We start from the raw sequence: 17,295 nt of genomic DNA on the forward strand, positions 1-17,295 counted from the left end.
TATCGTTGGGCGTGGCCCTCACCGTATCTGGAGGATATATGGGGCCGGCTCCGTCCTGGAGCAACACTCCTTTACGTCAGGCTGCCGCGACTCAATGACCCTGAAGATCCACGACACCATGGCGCGCGAGAAGCGCGACTTCGTTCCCGCCGATCCCAAGCGGGTGACGATGTATGTCTGTGGTCCGACGGTCTACAACTACGCCCACATCGGCAATTTTCGGCCCGTCGTCGCCTTCGACGTCCTCTATCGCGTGCTGCGCCACCTCTATGGCGAGGAGGCGGTGGTCTATGCGCGCAACGTCACGGACGTGGACGACAAGATCAACAAGAAGGCCGCCGACGAGGGCGTGGCGATCAAGGTCATCACCGACCGCTATCTCGCCGCCTATCACGAGGACGCCGACGCCCTGGGCGCGCTGCGCCCGAACCTCGAGCCCAAGGCCACCGACCACATCGGCGCGATCGTCGAGATGATCGGCAAGCTGGTCGAGAACGGCAGCGCCTACGCCGCCGAAGGCCACGTGCTGTTCGACACCCAGAGCTTCGCCGACTACGGCCAGCTGTCGGGTCGGCCGCTGGACGAGATGATCGCCGGCGCCCGCGTCGAGGTCGCGCCCTACAAGCGCCATCCGGCCGACTTCGTGCTGTGGAAGCCGTCCAAGGAGAACGAGCCCGAGTGGGACAGCCCCTGGGGCGCGGGCCGTCCGGGCTGGCACATCGAGTGCTCGGCCATGATCGACAAGACGCTGGGTAAGACCATCGACATCCACGCCGGCGGCATCGACCTGACCTTCCCGCACCACGAGAACGAAGTGGCCCAGAGCCGCTGCGCCCACGACCTGCCGGTGCTGGCCAATTACTGGATGCACAACGGCTTCCTCGACATGGGCGGGGAGAAGATGTCCAAGAGCCTGGGCAATGTGATCATCCCCCACGAACTGCTGAAGGCGGTGCCGGGCGAGGTGATCCGCTGGGCGCTGCTGTCGGCCCACTACCGCCAGCCGCTGGACTGGACGCCCGAGCTGATCGAGCAGTCGAAGAAGTCGCTGGACCGCCTGTACGGCGCCCTGCGCCGCGCCAAGGACGTCGCGCCCGACCAGGCCATGGAGGCCCCGGCCGACACGGTCGCGGCCCTGCTGGACGACCTCAACACGCCACTGGCCGCCTCGACCTTGTTCGAGGTGTCGAGCCTGATCGAGAAGGCCGTGACGGCCGGCGACACGGTCGCCATCGCCGCCAACAAGGCCCGGCTGCTGGAGGCCGGCGCCCTGCTGGGCTTCCTGCAGGCCGATCCGGACAGCTGGTTCGAGGGCGACGCCTCCGACGAATTGAAGGCCAAGGTCGAGGACCTGCTGGCCCAGCGCGTCGCCGCCCGCGCCGCCAAGGACTGGACCGCCGCCGACGGCATCCGGGCCGAACTCGACGCCCTGGGCGTGGTGGTCATGGACGGCCCGGCCGGCGCGACCTGGCGCATGAAGGACTAGGACCGTGACGTTCGAGAAGCAGGTCGTCCTGGTCTCCGGCGCCGGCCGGGGCCTGGGCGCGGCGATCGCGCGGGCCTTCGTCGAGAACGGCGCCCAGGTCGTGGTCAACTATCGTCGCAGCGAGGCGCGAGCGAAGGCCCTGGTCGAGGAACTGGGCCAGCGCGCGGTCGCCATCCAGGCCGACGTCTCCGATCCGCTGGAGGCTCGCCGGCTGGTCAACGACGCGGCCGAGGCGTTCGGCCACCACGTCACCACGGTGGTCAACAACGCCCTGGGCGACTTCAGCTTCAACGGCGACGCCCGCGAGAAAATCCAGACGATCGGCTGGGACGACTTCCTGGGCCAGATGGACGTCGCCCTGCGCGGCTCGCTGAACCTGATCCAGGCCGCCGCCCCGGCCATGGAGGCGGCGGGTTTCGGCCGGATCATCAATGTCGGCACCAACCTCTTCCAGAACCCGGTGGTGCCCTATCACGACTACACCGCCGCCAAGGCCGCGCTGCTGTCGCTGACCCGCACCGCCGCCGGCGACCTGGGGCCTAGCGGGATCACCGTCAACATGGTCTCGGGCGGCCTGCTGCGCGTCACCGACGCCAGCGCCGCGACGCCCGACGCCATCTTCGACCTGATCGCCCAGAGCACCCCGCTGCGCCGCGTCACCACCCCGGCCGAGTTCGCCGACGCGGTCCTGTTCTTCGCCTCGCCCTGGAGCCGCGCCGTCACCGGTCAGAACCTGGTGGTCGACGGCGGCCTCGTGCGGGACTAGGATTTACACTCATGAAACGCGCTGTCGAACATCGCATCGGGGTCCAGGCGCCCGCCGAGGTGGTCTGGGAAGTCGTCTCCGAGTTCGAGACCTGGCATCACTGGAACCCGCTCTACCGCCGAGCCGAGGGTCAGATGAAGATCGGCACGGCTCTGACGCTGGAGCAGCATCTGCCCGGCCGGCCGGCCACGGTCATCGCCCCGATCGTCCAGGACTGGGTGCCGTACGAGCAGCTGCACTGGCGCTCCACGCGTCTGGGCGGGTTCGTCACGGCCATCCGCTATCTCGAGATCGAGAACATGGGGCCCCGCAACTCGACCTTCTCGAACGGCGAGCTGTTCATGGGCCTGCTGCTGCGCTTCGTCAGTCGCGAAGAGCGCCGCGCGCTGAAGGCCGCCTTCACGCAGATGGGCGAGGCCGTCCGCGATCGCGCCGAGGCCATCTGGTCCGAGCGGTCCGGAAGCACCATCTAAGACGCGCGATGATCGACGACCTCTACAGCGCCAAGATCCTGACGCTCGTGGCCAACATGCCGCGCGCAGGGCGCCTGGCCGTGCCGCACGCCAGCGCCGAGAAGACCGCCAAGCTCTGCGGCAGCCGGATCGTCGTCGACGTGGCGGTCCAGGACGGCAAGGTGGTCGACTTCGCCCAGGAGGTTTCGGCCTGCGCCCTGGGCCAGGCGGCCGCCGCGATCCTGGGCGCCAACGTGGTCGGCGCGGAACTTTCCGACATCGAGTTGGCGCGGGACTCTCTGCGCGCTATGCTGAAAGCGAACGGTTCGCCTCCCGCGGGCCGGTTTGCGGAGCTCGCCGTGCTGGAGCCGGTCAAGGACTATCCCGCCCGTCACGCTTCGACGCTGCTGGCGTTCGAGGCGACGGTCGAGGCTGTCCGGAAGGCCACAGGCGTGGGTGAAACGCGAACTAGCACCGCCGGCGCGGCTTGATCGCCCCGAATTGGGGGTTAGTACTTTACTGGACTAACAGTCGCGCGCCGGCATGACCCTCTACGAACGTACCGTCGACCTGGGCCTTCGAGCCTACAAGTTGACGCTATCGCCTCTCATCGGGCGGCAGTGCCGTTTCGCGCCGAGCTGTTCGGAGTACGCGGCGGCCGCCCTCAAGGATCATGGCCCGCTCAAGGGTTCCTGGTTGGCGTTGCGACGGATCTGCCGCTGCAATCCGTTGGGTGGTTCGGGGTATGATCCCCCGCCGCCGGGACGCCAGCCACGCAAGTGGATATGTGAAGAATGATCGATCTGGTTTTCCCCGACGGCTCCTCCCGTCAGTACCCCGATGGTTCGACGGGGCGTGACGTCGCCGCGGCCATCTCCAAATCGCTGGAAAAGAAGGCGCTGCTGATCAAGCTGGACGGCCAGGTGCTGGACCTGGATCGCCCGCTGACGTCTGACCTGCTGGGCGGCGAGCGCAAGTTCGAGATCCTGACGCGCGAGGCCCCCGAGGCGCTCGACACGATCCGCCACGACACGGCCCACGTGCTGGCCGAGGCGGTGCAGGAGCTGTTCCCCGGCACGCAGGTGACGATCGGCCCGAACGTCGAGGACGGCTTCTACTACGACTTCGCCCGCGACGAGCCGTTCAGCCTGGACGATCTGGAAAAGATCGAAAAGCGCATGAAGGAGATCGTCGACCGCGACGAGAAGATCACGCGCGAGGTCTGGGACCGCGAAGAGGCCATCAAGCACTTCGACGGGATCGGTGAACAGTACAAGGCCCAGATCATTCGTGACCTGCCGCCGACGGACACGATCACGGTCTATCGCCAGGGAAACTGGAAGGACCTGTGCCGCGGTCCCCACCTGCCGTCGACCAAGCATGTCGGCAAGGCCTTCAAGCTGACGAAGCTGGCTGGAGCCTACTGGCGCGGCGACCAGAACAACGCCCAGCTGCAGCGCATCTACGGTACGGCCTGGGCGTCGGAAGCCGACCTGGAAGCGCATCTGAAGCGCATCGAGGAAGCCGAGAAGCGCGATCACCGCAAGCTGGGCAAGACGATGGACCTCTTCCACATCCAGGAAGAGGGCAAGGGCATGGTGTTCTGGCACGCCAAGGGCTGGGCCCTGTACCGCGTGCTCGAGGACTACATGCGCCGTCGTCTCGATGCGGCCGGCTACAAGGAAGTGAAGACGCCGCAGATCCTCGACAAGAGCCTGTGGGAGAAGTCGGGCCACGCCGAGAAGTTCGGGCACGCCATGTTCATGTGCGAGAGCGCCGAGGGCGAGGTCCTGGCCGTCAAGCCGATGAACTGCCCCGGCCACATCCAGATCTTCAACGTCGGCCAGAAGAGCTATCGCGAGCTGCCGCTGCGCATGGCCGAGTTCGGCGCCTGCCACCGCTATGAGCCGTCGGGCGCCATGCACGGCATCATGCGGGTGCGCGCCTTCACGCAGGACGACGCCCACATCTTCTGCCGCGAGGAGCAGGTCACCGAGGAGAGCGCCCGGTTCATCGAACTGTTGCGCTCGGTCTATAGCGACCTGGGCATGACGCTGGCGGACACCAAGTTCTCGACGCGTCCTGACCTGCGCGCCGGCACGGACGAGGTCTGGGACAAGGCCGAGGCCGCTTTGTCAGAGGCGGCGGAGGCGGCGGGTGAGACCTTGGTGCTTCAGCCAGGTGAAGGCGCCTTCTACGGCCCGAAGCTAGAGTTCTCGCTTAAAGACGCCATTGGTCGAGTTTGGCAGTGCGGCACGCTGCAACTTGATTTCGTTTTGCCGGAACGATTGGACGCGGAGTACGTTTCGGAGGATGGTTCGAAGAAGCGTCCGGTGATGCTTCACCGGGCGATCTTGGGGTCTTTCGAGCGTTTCATCGGCATCCTCCTGGAAAACTTCGCTGGCGCCTTGCCCGTGTGGCTGGCGCCGACGCAGGTGGTCGTGGCCACGATCACGTCCGACGCCGACGCATACGCCCTTGAGGTCGTCGAAAAATTGACGAAGCTTGGGATGCGCGCGGAAGTGGATCTGCGTAATGAGAAGATCAACTACAAGATTCGCGAGCACAGCCTCGCCAAGGTGCCCGTGATCGCCGTGGTCGGACGCAAGGAAGCCGAGACGGGGCAACTGGCCCTGCGTCGCCTCGGCGGCGAAGGCCAGAGCGTCCTGTCGCTGGAAGAAGCGCTCCGCGTCCTGAAGTCCGACGCCACGCCGCCGGACATCAAGCGCGCCCAGGGCGTCGCCCAACCCGTCGTTGGAGAGGCCGCGACCGCCTGATGAACAGTATCCTTCCGTCCGCTTCGACCCTGGCCGTGGGCGCCCGTCCGGCTCGTCCGAACGTGTCCGTGGTCATGGTCGTCTATCGGACGGGAGAAGCGCTGGCCGAGAGCATCCGACACGTGCTGGCCGAGCCGCTGGTCGACGAGTTCGTCATCGTCGACAACGGCTCGTCCTCGCGCGACGAGGACATGCTGCGCTCTCTGGCCCTGACCGAGCCGCGCGTCGTGCTCAAGCAGGGGCATGGCAATATCGGCTTCGCGCGCGGGGCCAACCTGGGCGCCAGCACGGCGGGCGGCGAGTACATCGTCTTCCTCAATCCCGACGCCAACATGCGGCCCGGCTGCGTGGCGGCGCTGGTCACGGCCTTCAAGGGCCAGCCGACGCCGACCGTGGTGGGCGCGCGGGTGCTGAACATCGACGGCACAGAGCAGCGCGGCGGCCGCCGGGGCGAGGTCACGCCGATGAGCACGGTGCTGAGCTTCGGCCAGTTCACCCGCCGCCATCCCCAGCTGGCCGGCTTCGAGATCCATCGCGAGAACGAGCCGCTGCCGCGCGGCCCGGCGCCGATGCCGACCATCTCCGGCGCCTGCTTCGCCATGCGCCGCCGCGACTTCGAGGCCCTCAGCGGCTTCGACGAGGGCTATTTCCTGCACGTCGAGGACATCGACCTGTGCTGGCGGGCCCGCCGCGCCGGCGGCCAGGTGCTGTTCCAGCCCGACGCCGAGGTCGTCCACCTGGGCCACACCAGCCAGGAGCATCCGCTGAAGGTGGAGTTCCACAAGGGCGTGGGCCTGACCCGCTACTTCATCAAGCGCGCCGACAGCCTGCAGCTGTTCGCGGCCGCCGTGGTGCTGGCTCCGGCCATCATGCTGATGTCGATCTTCCGTCCGCTGCTTTGGAAGATGACCGGTCGGCCGATCTAGGGGCGTCGCGCGATCGCGGAACGTTGTTTCGCGACGTCGCCTTCGGTATAGGGACCCATGGTTCGCCTACCGCCGTTCTTCGCGCTCCGCGCCCTGGAGGCGGCCGCTCGACATCGCAGCTATACCCGCGCGGGCGAAGAGCTTTCCGTCACGCATGGCGCGATCAGCCAACAGATCCGCCGGCTTGAAAGCGAGCTGGGCGCGCGCCTGTTCGAGCGTCGCGGCGGGCAGATGGCGCCCACGCCCGAGGCCTTGCGCCTGGCCCGCGAGATCGGCCGCCATATCGATGGGCTGACGGCGGCGGTCACAGCGTTCGCCGCCGCCGCCGAACGCGACCCGCTCGTCGTCAGTATCGACAGCCAATTCGCCAATCGCTGGCTGCCTGCGCGTCTGTCGGCGCTGCTGGCGGACCCGGCGGGCGCCAATCTGACCCTGCGCGTCGACGACCACGTGGCCGATTTCGTGACCGACGGCGTGGACGTCGGCATTCGCTACGGCAAGGGCGACTGGCCGGGCGTCGAGCAACGCCTGCTGTTCATGGAGACCTTGGCTCCGGTCTGCAGTCCGGCCTTCCTGTCGCGCCATCGCATCGACGTCGTCGCCGATCTGCTGGCCGCGCCTCTGATCCATCACGGCCATCGGCCGTGGTCGCTGTGGTTTCCTCGCTTTGACCTGCCGACCCCGTCGCCGTCCGGCATGGTGTTCGAGGATTCGCTGATGCTGCTGGACGCGGCGGCGCAGGGTCTCGGCGTGGCGCTGGCCCGCGACACGGTGGTGGCTCCGGACCTGGCGTCGGGACGACTGGTGCGTCCGCTGGACGACACGGCGCCCTCCGAGTGCGGCTTCTGGATCGTCTGGCGTCGCGAAACGCGCAAGTCGCGTCGGATCGAGGCCTTGGCCGACTGGCTCGCGCTTCAGGCCGCTCAGGGCGCGCGCGCTTTCGACGGCCCCCGGATGACCCGCCGGGACATCGCGCCGTCCATCGTGTCGGCGGCCGCCGGACACGGCTGACCGGGATCTCCCGCCGGGCTCGGCTCGCCCTCCATTGTTAGGGCGGCTCACAGTCGGTGAGACAATCTATCGTTCGAACTCAACCGCAAGATCGCCTATCCAGATCGCTGTCGTTCACAGGAATTGTACAGCGTTTACAGATGCTTGAATACGATCTTGCGCCCTGCTTGCTGGGGCTTCGGGGCGACTCCACACGATCCAATCCCGGCTCGGCTGACTAGCCGGGCTCCCGGAGGGATGAACGCCGCGGTCTCGCAAGGCTGCGCGCCGTTCGCCTTCCCTCCCGCTTCTTCCCATCAATCCAGCCGTCGCTTCGACGGCGATGCAGCCAATCTGGAGGTCTTTAGGTGCGTCGACATTTGGTCAAATCCGAGAAACCGAACCTGTCCGTGTCGTGGAGGGATGTCGGCACGATCATCGCCATCGCGACGATCGCCGGTTTTTTACTCTTGGCGCTCTTGGGCGGCATAAGCCCCCAAGCGATGGCGGCGACATCGATGAAGCCATCAGGCAACTCCCTCGCTGTGGCGGTTCGCGAAACCAACGCGCGATTTAAGGACGTCTCGGTGGCCGTCGCGGAGGGCTATTCGCCCATTCCCTGCACCAGCGGCGTCGATGGCGGCGCGATGGGCGTCCACTACGTCAACGCCAAGTACCTCGAGGACGAAGCGCCCGATATCGGCCGTCCTCAAGCGGTGATGTACGAGCCGACCGCGAATGGGAAGATGGAGCTCGTGGCGGTCGAATACATCAGCTTCAAGGGGCCCGCGTCGCTGAAGGGGCAACTGTTCAGCTTCACCGGGGCGCCGAACCGCTACGGCCTGAAGCCGTTCTACGAACTGCATGTCTGGGCCTGGCGGCCCAACCCGAAAGGGGTCTTCGCCGACATGAACCCCAATGTGACGTGCGAACACGCGCACATGCACTAGCGGGTCTCGGCCCGGGGTGTTCGTTGCGTGACGAGCGCCCTGGGCCACCCGTCGTTGTCCGTCACATCGGCCCGATGGTCTCGAACCGCATCCCGTCGGGGCCCTCGATCGAGGTCGGGGCTTTCAGGGTCCTGGGCGGCAGCATCGCCCGATAGCGTTCGTAGATCGCCTTGGCGTCGCGGCCGGGCTTGGCGGTCAGGCAGAGATCGTACTCGCCTTCCTTGCCCCACGGCTTGCGTTCCGCGCGGGCGACATCGCGGTCGGTCTTTACGGTCGCGGCCACCTTGTCCGACAGGTCCCGGTCGATCCCCGCGCCATAGCTGGCGAACTTGATGGTCACGTCGCAGCGCGCCGCGCCACCGCCGGCCTCGGTCTCCGGCGCGGTCGTCGCGCAGGCGGCTAAGGCCAGGGCGAGCAGGGCGGCCAGGCGGGTCATGCGGGGAAGCCTCCGGCGCGGGCCAGGGACGAGGCGGGAGCCTTGCCCAGGCGGTCGCTGATCTCGCGGCCGATCTCGATCAGGGCCGCCAGGTCGTAACCCGTCTCGAAGCCCGCCCGTTCCAGCATGTAGACCAGGTCCTCGGTGCCGATATTGCCCGTGGCGGCCGGCGCGAACGGGCAACCGCCCAGGCCGCCGACCGAGGCGTCCAGCACATCGACGCCCGCCTGGACGCTGGCATAGGCGTTGGCCAGGCCGGTGTTGCGGGTGTCGTGGAAATGCATGCGCAGGCGAGCGTCCGGCGCGGCGGCGCGGACCGCCTCTATGCGCTTGGTCACGACCCACGGATCGGCGACGCCGATGGTGTCGGCGATGGCGATCTCGGGGACGCCGAGCGCGGCGGCCTCGCGGGCGATGGCCACGACCTGGTCCTCCGACACCTCGCCGTCGAACGGGCAGCCGAAGGCCACCGAGATCGTCGCGGTGATCGGCGGACCGCCGTCGATGCTCTGGCGCTCGGCGATGGCGGCCAGCGTGTCGAGCTGCTGGCTGACCGTCGCCCCCTGGTTGGCGACGCCGAAGCCGTCCGAGGCGCAGACCACGACATTGGCCTCGTCGCAGCCGGTCGAGACGCACCGCTCCCAGCCGCGCATGTTCAAGACGAGGCCGATGCGCGAGTGGACGCGGTCCGCCGGCCCATTGTCAGAACCGAGGGCGTCCATGATCTCTTCCGCGCCCGCCATCTGCGGCACGCGGTTCGGATTGACGAACGACACCACCTCGGTGCGCCTGGCCCCGGCCGTCTCCAACTTGCGGATCAGGTCGAGCTTCTCGTCGACCGACAGGATGGCCTTCTCGTTCTGCAGGCCGTCGCGCGGGCCGACCTCGACGATCTGGATGAAGCGGCTCATCGCGCGGGCTCCTCGGATACGGCGTCCTCGGGCGCCTCGATCTGCGGCTCGCCGCGATAGATCGTCAACCGCTCCTTGTCGCCGTCGGAATAGTTCAGGCCCTGGATCGTGGCGACTGGGCGGGGCGTCAGGCCCAGCGCGGTCATGGCGTCGCGGAAAGGCTTTTCCTCGCGCCCCTCGACCACGGCCGGGCGGCCTTCCGACACGGCGTCGGCCGCGCCGGCGCCGGTGGTCAGCTGGGTGGCGGTGCCCAGCTGGAAGATCAGGCTGGGCTCGGAATAGCCGGTCAGGGCGACGGGGCCGGCCGCGCCCGAGCGCGGCGACAGGCGGGCCTGGTCCAGGGCGTCGGCGACGTCCTTGGACAGGAACAGCGGCTCCAGGCGCGGGATCAGGCCGGCCGTCAGGGCGATGTGGGCGGCGACGCCCAGCGCGCCGGCCGTGACCAGGGCCCGCACCGAATGACGACGCAGCAGCAGGATCGCGCCGACGATCCCGGCGGCCAGGGCCAGCAGCGCGGCCAGCGCGGCCCAGGCCAGGTCGCCGCGGTCGCCGAATTCCTTCTGGCCATAGACCGCGACGGCGGCTAGCAGCGCGCCCATCAGCACCGCCAGGCCCGCGCCGATCCAGCGGGGCCACCGGCCTAGCGGCTCACGCACGGCGGCCGCCATCAGCATGGCCAAAGCGCCGTAGGCGGGCAGCTCGTAGTGCACCAGCTTGGTCGGCAGGATCTCGAACATCAGCCAGGTCGGGATCAGCCAGCACAGGGCGAACCGCACGCCCGGTTCCTTGCGTCGCGTCCAGCCCAGAACCAGGCCGGCCGGCAGCAGCAAGGTGGCCGGGAACGACAGCAGCGGGGCCAGCAGGGTGTGATAGCCGAACGGTCCCGAGTGGCCCTCCTGGCCGCCGGCCATCTTGGGCGCCAGGTCGCCGCCGATCGCCGTGCCCCAGAAGGCGCCGTCGGTGGCCACGGTGATCATCATCGCCCAGGGCAGGGTGATGGCGGCGAACAGAATCAGGCCCCAGGTCCAGCCCAGGTCCTTCATCCAGCCGGCCTTGCGGTCCCAGATCGCCAGGGCGGCCAGGGCCAGGAACGCGACCAGCAGGCCGACCGGTCCCTTGATCAGGGCGGCGACCGAGAGGCCGATCCAGAAGGCCAGCTTGGCCCACTTGCCGACCTTCTCGCCGTTCAGATGGGCGGCGTAGATCCGGGCCAGGGCGGCCATGGCCAGGGTGGTCGAGCCGCACAGGGCCGCGTCGGTCTTGGCGATGAAGGCTTCCGACGACAGCAGGAAGGTCGCGCCCAGGATCGCGCCGGCCAGCAGGCCCGTGCGCGGATCGAACAGCGCCGCCGCGCCCCAGGCGAGCGCCGCCGCCGCCAGCATCGCGCCCAGCAGCGACGGAAGGCGATAGGCCCAGATCCGTCGGTCCTCGGCGTCGGAGAACGCCTTGACGCTGATGGCCTGAAGCCAGTGGATGCCGACGGGCTTCTTGAAGCGCGGCTGGTCCTGGAACTTGATGACGACGTAGTCGCCGGTCTCCAGCATCTGCGAGGTGGCCTGGGCGAAGCGGGATTCGTCCCGGTCCAGGGGCGGCATGGCGAACAGGCCGGGCAGGCCGGCGATCAGGGCGACCAGCGCCGCGAACAGGGGGCCGCGCCACCCGCGGCTCCAGGCATCCAGGCGAGATTCAAGCGTCATGGGCTCTGCTTTAGCACGATCCTTTCGTGTCGCGACTTTTGCTGTATGAGGAGGCGATGAGCCCGCAAGCCGCCCAAACGCCTGACTTTTCCGTCGTCGTTCCCGTGTTCGACGAGGGCGAGGCCGCGCCGAAGCTGGCGCGCGAGATCGCGACCGCTTTCGCCGGCGAAAACTACGAGATGATCTTCGTCGACGACGCCAGCCGCGACGACACCAAGGCGCGCCTGACCGCCCTGAAGGCCGAGATCCCTCAGCTGCGCGTGCTGGGCCATCGCAAGAACTCGGGCCAGAGCCGCGCCGTGCGCAGCGGCATCCTGGCCGCGCGCGGGCCGATCATTGTCACCCTGGACGGCGACGGCCAGAACGACCCGGCCGACGCGCCGCGCCTGGCCAAGGCCCTGCGGGCCGGTCCCGCGACCCTGGCCCTGGTCGGCGGCGAGCGGGTCAAGCGCCAGGACAGCAGCGCCAAGCGCTTCGCGTCCAAGTTCGGCAACGGCGTGCGCAAGCGACTGCTGAACGACACCGCCAACGACACCGGCTGCGGCCTCAAGGCCTTCCGCCGCGAGGCGTTCCTGCGCCTGCCGTACTTCGATCACATCCACCGCTACATCCCGGCCCTGATGCTACGCGAGGGCTACGAGGTGACCTTCCAGCCGGTGAACCATCGTCACCGCGAGAGCGGGGTGTCGAAATATACCAACCTCGGCCGTCTGAAGGCCTCGATCTCGGACCTGCTGGGCGTGATGTGGCTGCAGTCGCGAGCCCGCAATCCGCAGGGCGTGGATGAGGCCTGAGCGCCTCGGACCTAAAGTTTCGAGCTTGTTGACCCTGATCGGGTGCTATCTGAAATGGACGGGTTAAAAGGGGGAAGCTCGATGTTCGCCGCGGTTCCGCTGCTGGCCTTGCCGGTGCTCATCTACAACCTGATCGCCCTGACCCTGGTGGGAGGCTTCAAGGCCGCCGACGCCAGCGTCCGGATGACCGACACGCTGTTCACGATCCAGATGGCCTCGCGCGCCGGGTGGGCGGTCAGCCTGGGCGACCTGCTGCTGGCGGCCTCGCTGGTGGTGCTGTTTGTCGAGCTCCTGAAATCGACCACCAGCCGCCGGATCGCCATCATCAACCACTCGCTGTCGATGGTGCTGTTCATCCTGTGCCTGGTCGAGTTCCTGCTCTTCCCGGCCTTCGCGACCTCGACCTTCTTCCTCGTCTCCCTGATGGTGCTGCTGGACGTGCTGGCCGGCTTCATCGTCACCATCGTCGCCGCGCGCCGCGACGTGGACTTCGGCGACTAGGGCTCGATCCTAGGCGATCCGCAGCCCCATCACCGACAGCTTGCGCTCGACCGGTGAGCCCAGGACGTTGGGCGAGCCATGGTCGCCGTGCCACCAGGTGTCGTAGTCCAGCGACTTCAGCAGGTTCAGGGAAGACCGGCCGCGCTCGTCGTTCTGGCATTCCATGTAGATCAGCGGGCGGTGCGCCTTGATCGTCTCGATCGCGCCGCGCAGGACGTCGATCTCCATGCCCTCGACGTCGATCTTGATCAGGTGGCAGGCGGGCAGCTTCAGGCTGTCGAGGGTGATCATCTCGACCTCCTCGCCGGCTTCCTCGTCCAGATAGGTCAGGGTCTGGGCGCGCTCGCGGTCGGGCGCCAGGGTCATCATGCCGAAGTTGCTGGGCGTCTCGTAGCTGACGCCCGGCAGCCGCATGCCGCCCTTCTCGGCTCCGACCAGCTTCATGTGGCAGTGGGCGTTGGTCCAGCTGTTCATCGCCACGGTGGCGACCATGGCCTGGAACATGATCCGCTGCGGCTCGAAGGCGTGGACCCGGCCGGTCGGGCCGACGAAGTTGCAGAAGGCCAGGGTGTGCGAGCCCATGTTGGCGCCGACGTCCAGCACCGTCTGGCCCGGCGCGATCAGCTGCCCCAGCAGGTCGGTCTCCTCGGGCGACCAGGCGCCGTTCTCGCGGATCCCGGCCGAGACATAGAGGTCATTGCTGTTCAGCAGCATGGGGCCGAAGCGAGAGGAAAGGGTCTCGTTGAACATCACCCGGGGCGGCGGCGCCTCCGGCGGCGGGGGTTCGGCCTCGAAGGGCGCGACGGCCAGGTCGGCCGCGTCCAGCGCCCGCACCCCCGAATGCGCGGCCCGGGCGCGCCACAGGCTGACGCCGGCGGCCATCGGCGCCTGGCGCCAGAGCGAGGGCAGGGCCGCCAGGCGGATGTCGCCGAGGAAGGCGCTGGCCGCCTCGCCCTGTCGCACGCCGATCAGGTCCTGGCCGATCTGGTTCCACAGCAGGCCGTCGCCGACCACGAGGGACACGCCCTGCTCGGCCTCGGGCAGCAGCGTCGAGGGATCGCCCGCGAACACCGCGCGCGGGTGGGCCAGCACTACGTCCCCGCCCACCGCGCCGGCGAACGCCGCCAGGGTCCGCAGCCGGATCACGCCGAAGCGCTCGGCCAGGCTGGCGATCGGATCGGTCAGCAGCGTCTCGGTCGAAACGCCAGCGCGCTGGGGGCGGGCGTCCGCCCAGGTCCGGGCGGCCTCGGCCACGGCCGACGAGACGTTGCACAGGTGCAGGTGGACATTCCAGTCGGGCGCCACGGCTTCCAGCGACGCGGCCAGCCGCAGCGCCGCCTCGGCCTCGCGGTCGCCCAGGGCGATGCTGAGCACCGTCCGCTCGGCCTTCCGCGCCACGATGTCGAACGCCTCCGGCGTGGCGAGGCGCGCGTCCGGGGCGAGGTCGGGCCATTCGACGGGACGGCCCAGCCGTTCGAGCGCGGCGGCCAGGCACAGCTCGGCCTCGCCGCCCGGCGAGGCGTCCCGCGCGATCGCCTCGCGGGCGGCCTCCACGCAGCCGGCGTAGTCGCCGCGCTCCAGCCGGACGATGGCGACGGCCAGCCACGAGGCGCCGTGCCGGGCGTCACGGATCAGCCCGCCCAGGAAGCAGTTCTCGGCGGCCTCCAGGTCGCGGCTGAACCGCAGAACCATGACGCCGCAGTTGTAGTGGTGCTCGGCGATGTCGGGCCAGCGGTCGCGGGCTTCCTTCAGCGCCGCGAAGGCCGCCGGCACGTCGCCCAGCAGGGCCGCGGACAGGCCGAGGTTCGACAGGGTCAGCCCCTGGTCCTTGTCGGTTCCGAAGACCCGGCGGGTGGCGGCGGCGATGTCGCCCATCCGCTGATAGCGCTGGAAGCGGAAGTCGCGCGAAGCCTGCATCAGGCACTCGACATGGACCGGATCGAGGACTGCCTCGATCTGGAACGGCGCCAGCTGGACCCAATCCAGCCTCGACCGAAGGTAGGCCGCATCCACGCCGGCGCGCTCAGAATCGATCATGAGTTGATTTTAAGGGAGATGGGCCGTCGCGCCAGCATCCCTCCATTTGCTGGGGCGAACTCAAAACCGGTCCGGAAATCCGCCTGTCTGCCGCAGGGCCTCGCCCAGGGCCATGGCGGCGGTGGTGGCCAGGTTCATCGAGCGCGTTTCCGGCATGATTGGGATCACGATCCGGCCCTGGGCGGCCGCGTGGACCTCCTCGGGCGCGCCGCGGCTTTCGTTGCCGAACAGCAGCGTATCTCCGGGGGCGAACGAAAAACGGTGGAAAGGCGTCGCGCCCTTGGTCGTGAACAGCAGCAACCGCCCCTCGGCGCGTTCCGGCGCCTTAAGGAAAGCCTCCCAGCCGTCGTGGCGCTTCAGCCGGGCCAGGGGGCCATAGTCCAGGGCCGCGCGCTTCAAGCTTTTGTCGTCCAAGGGAAAACTGCACGGCTCGATGACGTCCAGCCCGACGTCGAAACACGCCGAAAGGCGGATCGCGGCCCCGACGTTCTGGGGAATACCCGGTTGAAAAAGTGCGATGCGCATAATAAGCGAACCAACCACAAGGCTAGCAGGGGCTTTGCCGCGAATCGAAAGGACTTGCGGACTCGGTCCGCGCGTCCGATAGGACGATCCGACCGCTGCCTTGTGGCGGAGATCCGCTTGCGGGTCGAGCAAGATATGGCGTCGAAAGGCGCTTCTCCAAGCCCGCCGCTTCCGCGGCTGGCGGAATAAAGGGGTGACTAGGTGGCCGACACCGCCGTGGGCGCAACGACCGAGCCGGAACACGGGAGCGATCCCTCCCGGCGCGACTTCATTCACATCGCCGCGATCGCGGCCGCCGCCGGCGGCGCCGCGACGCTGGTGTGGCCGTTCATCGACCAGATGAACCCGTCCGCCGACACGCGGGCCCTGGCCTCGACCGAGTTCGACCTGACCAAGGTCGCCGAAGGCCAGCAGGTCACGATCAAGTGGCGCGGCAAGCCGCTGTTCGTGCGCAACCGGACCAAGGCGGAAATCGCCAAGGCCGTGGCCGACGACAGCGCGCAGATGAAGGATCCGGCGACGGACGCCTCGCGCGTGAAGCCCGGCAAGGCCAACTGGCTGATCGTCGGCGGCAACTGCACCCACCTGGGCTGCGTGCCGACCTTCGGCGGCGGCGAGTACGGCGGCTGGTTCTGCCCGTGCCACGGCTCGGTCTACGACACCTCGGGACGTATCCGTAAGGGCCCCGCGCCCCTGAACCTGGTGGTTCCGGAATACGCCTTCCTCACCGACACCAAGGTCAAGATCGGCTAAGCGAGATGAGCGGACATTCGACCTATCAACCCAAGACCGGTATCGAGCGCTGGCTCGACGCCCGTCTGCCGATCGTGCGCCTGGGCTATGACTCGTTCGTCGACTACCCCACGCCGCGTAACCTGAACTACTGGTGGACCTTCGGCGGCATCCTGTCGCTGTGCCTGGCCTCGCAGTTGATCACCGGCATCATCCTGGTGATGCACTACAATCCGAGCGCGCAGGGCGCCTTCGCCAGCGTCGAGCACATCATGCGCGACGTGAACTACGGCTGGCTGATCCGCTACATGCACGCCAACGGCGCGTCGATGTTCTTCATCGCCGTCTACATCCACATGCTGCGCGGCCTGTACTACGGCTCGTACAAGGCGCCCCGCGAGGTGCTTTGGCTGCTGGGCTGCGTGATCTACCTGCTGATGATGGCGACCGCCTTCATGGGCTACGTCCTGCCCTGGGGCCAGATGTCGTTCCACGGCGCCGTCGTGATCACCAACCTGTTCGGCGCCCTGCCGCTGGTCGGCGAGAGCATCACCACCTGGCTGTGGGGCGGCTTCGCGGTCGACAACCCGACTCTGAACCGCTTCTTCTCGCTGCACTACCTGCTGCCCTTCATGATCGCGGGCGTCGTGATCCTGCACATCTGGGCCCTGCACGTGGTCGGCCAGAACAACCCGACCGGCGTCGACCCCAAGTCGAAGGTCGACACCGTCCCCTTCACGCCGTACGCGACGGTGAAGGACGGCTTCGCGATGAGCGTCTTCCTGATCCTCTTCGCGTTCTTCGTCTTCTACATGCCGAACGCCCTGGGCCACGCCGACAACTACATCGAGGCCAACCCGCTGGTGACGCCGTCGCACATCGTTCCGGAATGGTACTTCCTGCCGTTCTACGCGATCCTGCGCGCCGTGCCGGACAAGCTGATGGGCGTGCTGGCCATGTTCGGCGCCATCGCCTGCCTGTTCGCCCTGCCGTGGCTGGACACCTCGAAGGTGCGCTCGATGCGCTACCGCCCGACCGCGAAGATCTACTTCGTGTTCTTCCTGGTGGCCTCCTGCATCCTGGGCGTCTGCGGCGCCAAGCTGCCCGACGATCCGGTGATCCCGCACCTGACCACGTTCCAGCTGGCGGGTTCGGACCTGAACAGCTTCGTGTGGCTGTCGCGCGTCGCCGCCCTCTACTACTTCGCTTTCTTCCTGGTCGTGCTGCCGGTCCTGGGTCTGGTCGAGAAGACCCTGCCCGTGCCGGACTCGATCGCCTCGCCGGCCCTGTCGGCCGACGCCAAGAAGGGTTGATC

18 protein-coding genes are annotated in these 17,295 nt (G+C 68.0%); 13 read left to right on the plus strand and 5 right to left on the minus strand.

The window, feature by feature from the left end:
- The first annotated feature begins 94 nt into the window (after positions 1-94).
- From cysS to K8940_RS02430, 9 genes are all read left to right on the plus strand, one after another.
- On the plus strand, positions 95-1,486 hold the full coding sequence (cysS, locus tag K8940_RS02390) for a cysteine--tRNA ligase (protein WP_223392952.1): 1,392 nt from the start codon (positions 95-97) through the stop codon (positions 1,484-1,486).
- 4 nt (positions 1,487-1,490) lie between these two features.
- Positions 1,491-2,252, plus strand: a complete 762-nt coding sequence (locus tag K8940_RS02395) for a 3-oxoacyl-ACP reductase (RefSeq protein WP_223392953.1) — start codon at positions 1,491-1,493, stop codon at positions 2,250-2,252.
- Positions 2,253-2,263: 11 nt separating this feature from the next.
- Positions 2,264-2,725: an SRPBCC domain-containing protein gene (locus tag K8940_RS02400; RefSeq protein ID WP_223392954.1), complete on the plus strand. Its 462-nt coding sequence runs from the start codon at positions 2,264-2,266 to the stop codon at positions 2,723-2,725.
- An 8-nt stretch (positions 2,726-2,733) separates the two neighbouring features.
- Entirely contained in the window at positions 2,734-3,195 is a 462-nt protein-coding gene (locus tag K8940_RS02405; RefSeq protein ID WP_223392955.1) for an iron-sulfur cluster assembly scaffold protein, read from the plus strand.
- A gap of 52 nt (positions 3,196-3,247) precedes the next feature.
- Positions 3,248-3,502, plus strand: a complete 255-nt coding sequence (yidD, locus tag K8940_RS02410; protein WP_223392956.1) for a membrane protein insertion efficiency factor YidD — start codon at positions 3,248-3,250, stop codon at positions 3,500-3,502.
- Complete coding sequence (thrS, locus tag K8940_RS02415; RefSeq protein ID WP_223392957.1) at positions 3,499-5,481, plus strand: threonine--tRNA ligase; 1,983 nt, start codon at positions 3,499-3,501, stop codon at positions 5,479-5,481. Before yidD ends, thrS begins: the two co-directional genes overlap by 4 nt.
- A complete protein-coding gene (locus K8940_RS02420; RefSeq protein WP_223392958.1) occupies positions 5,481-6,407 on the plus strand; it encodes a glycosyltransferase family 2 protein in 927 nt (308 codons plus the stop codon). Before thrS ends, K8940_RS02420 begins: the two co-directional genes overlap by 1 nt.
- 57 nt (positions 6,408-6,464) lie before the next feature.
- Entirely contained in the window at positions 6,465-7,418 is a 954-nt protein-coding gene (locus K8940_RS02425) for a LysR substrate-binding domain-containing protein (RefSeq protein ID WP_223392959.1), read from the plus strand.
- A 347-nt stretch (positions 7,419-7,765) separates the two neighbouring features.
- Positions 7,766-8,347, plus strand: a complete 582-nt coding sequence (locus K8940_RS02430) for a hypothetical protein (protein ID WP_223392960.1) — start codon at positions 7,766-7,768, stop codon at positions 8,345-8,347.
- A gap of 61 nt (positions 8,348-8,408) precedes the next feature.
- On the opposite strand, the gene K8940_RS02435 is transcribed toward K8940_RS02430, so the two are convergent.
- From K8940_RS02435 to K8940_RS02445, 3 genes are read right to left on the minus strand one after another with little or no spacing between them, the layout of a single operon-like run.
- The gene (locus K8940_RS02435; RefSeq protein WP_223392961.1) at positions 8,409-8,783 is read right to left on the minus strand and encodes a hypothetical protein; all 375 of its coding nucleotides are present in this window, start codon (positions 8,781-8,783) and stop codon (positions 8,409-8,411) included.
- On the minus strand, positions 8,780-9,694 hold the full coding sequence (locus tag K8940_RS02440; protein ID WP_223392962.1) for a hydroxymethylglutaryl-CoA lyase: 915 nt from the start codon (positions 9,692-9,694) through the stop codon (positions 8,780-8,782). Before K8940_RS02440 ends, K8940_RS02435 begins: the two co-directional genes overlap by 4 nt.
- Entirely contained in the window at positions 9,691-11,391 is a 1,701-nt protein-coding gene (locus K8940_RS02445) for an ArnT family glycosyltransferase (RefSeq protein WP_223392963.1), read from the minus strand. Before K8940_RS02445 ends, K8940_RS02440 begins: the two co-directional genes overlap by 4 nt.
- A gap of 56 nt (positions 11,392-11,447) precedes the next feature.
- Here K8940_RS02445 and K8940_RS02450 point away from each other — a divergent pair, with 56 nt between their 5' ends.
- Positions 11,448-12,185 carry a glycosyltransferase family 2 protein gene (locus K8940_RS02450; protein ID WP_223392964.1) on the plus strand — a complete coding sequence of 246 codons (738 nt, stop codon included), beginning with the start codon at positions 11,448-11,450 and terminating at the stop codon, positions 12,183-12,185.
- An 81-nt stretch (positions 12,186-12,266) separates the two neighbouring features.
- On the plus strand, positions 12,267-12,686 hold the full coding sequence (locus K8940_RS02455; RefSeq protein WP_223392965.1) for a hypothetical protein: 420 nt from the start codon (positions 12,267-12,269) through the stop codon (positions 12,684-12,686).
- Positions 12,687-12,695: 9 nt separating this feature from the next.
- Here the strand turns inward: K8940_RS02455 and K8940_RS02460 are convergent, their stop codons facing one another.
- Together K8940_RS02460 and K8940_RS02465 are read right to left on the minus strand one after the other, a co-directional pair.
- A complete protein-coding gene (locus K8940_RS02460; protein ID WP_223392966.1) occupies positions 12,696-14,723 on the minus strand; it encodes a protein arginine N-methyltransferase in 2,028 nt (675 codons plus the stop codon).
- 60 nt (positions 14,724-14,783) lie between these two features.
- Positions 14,784-15,248 (minus strand): tRNA (cytidine(34)-2'-O)-methyltransferase, encoded by a 465-nt coding sequence (locus K8940_RS02465; RefSeq protein WP_223392967.1) that lies wholly within the window; start codon positions 15,246-15,248, stop codon positions 14,784-14,786.
- Positions 15,249-15,449: 201 nt separating this feature from the next.
- Here K8940_RS02465 and petA point away from each other — a divergent pair, with 201 nt between their 5' ends.
- Both petA and K8940_RS02475 read left to right on the plus strand, forming a co-directional pair.
- Entirely contained in the window at positions 15,450-16,001 is a 552-nt protein-coding gene (gene petA / locus K8940_RS02470; protein ID WP_223392968.1) for a ubiquinol-cytochrome c reductase iron-sulfur subunit, read from the plus strand.
- A gap of 5 nt (positions 16,002-16,006) precedes the next feature.
- Positions 16,007-17,293, plus strand: coding sequence for a cytochrome b (locus tag K8940_RS02475; RefSeq protein WP_223392969.1), 1,287 nt, complete (start codon positions 16,007-16,009; stop codon positions 17,291-17,293).
- The last annotated feature ends 2 nt before the right edge of the window (positions 17,294-17,295 follow it).

The sequence above is a fragment of the Caulobacter segnis genome (assembly GCF_019931575.1).
Classification (GTDB): Bacteria; Pseudomonadota; Alphaproteobacteria; order Caulobacterales; family Caulobacteraceae; genus Caulobacter; species Caulobacter segnis_C.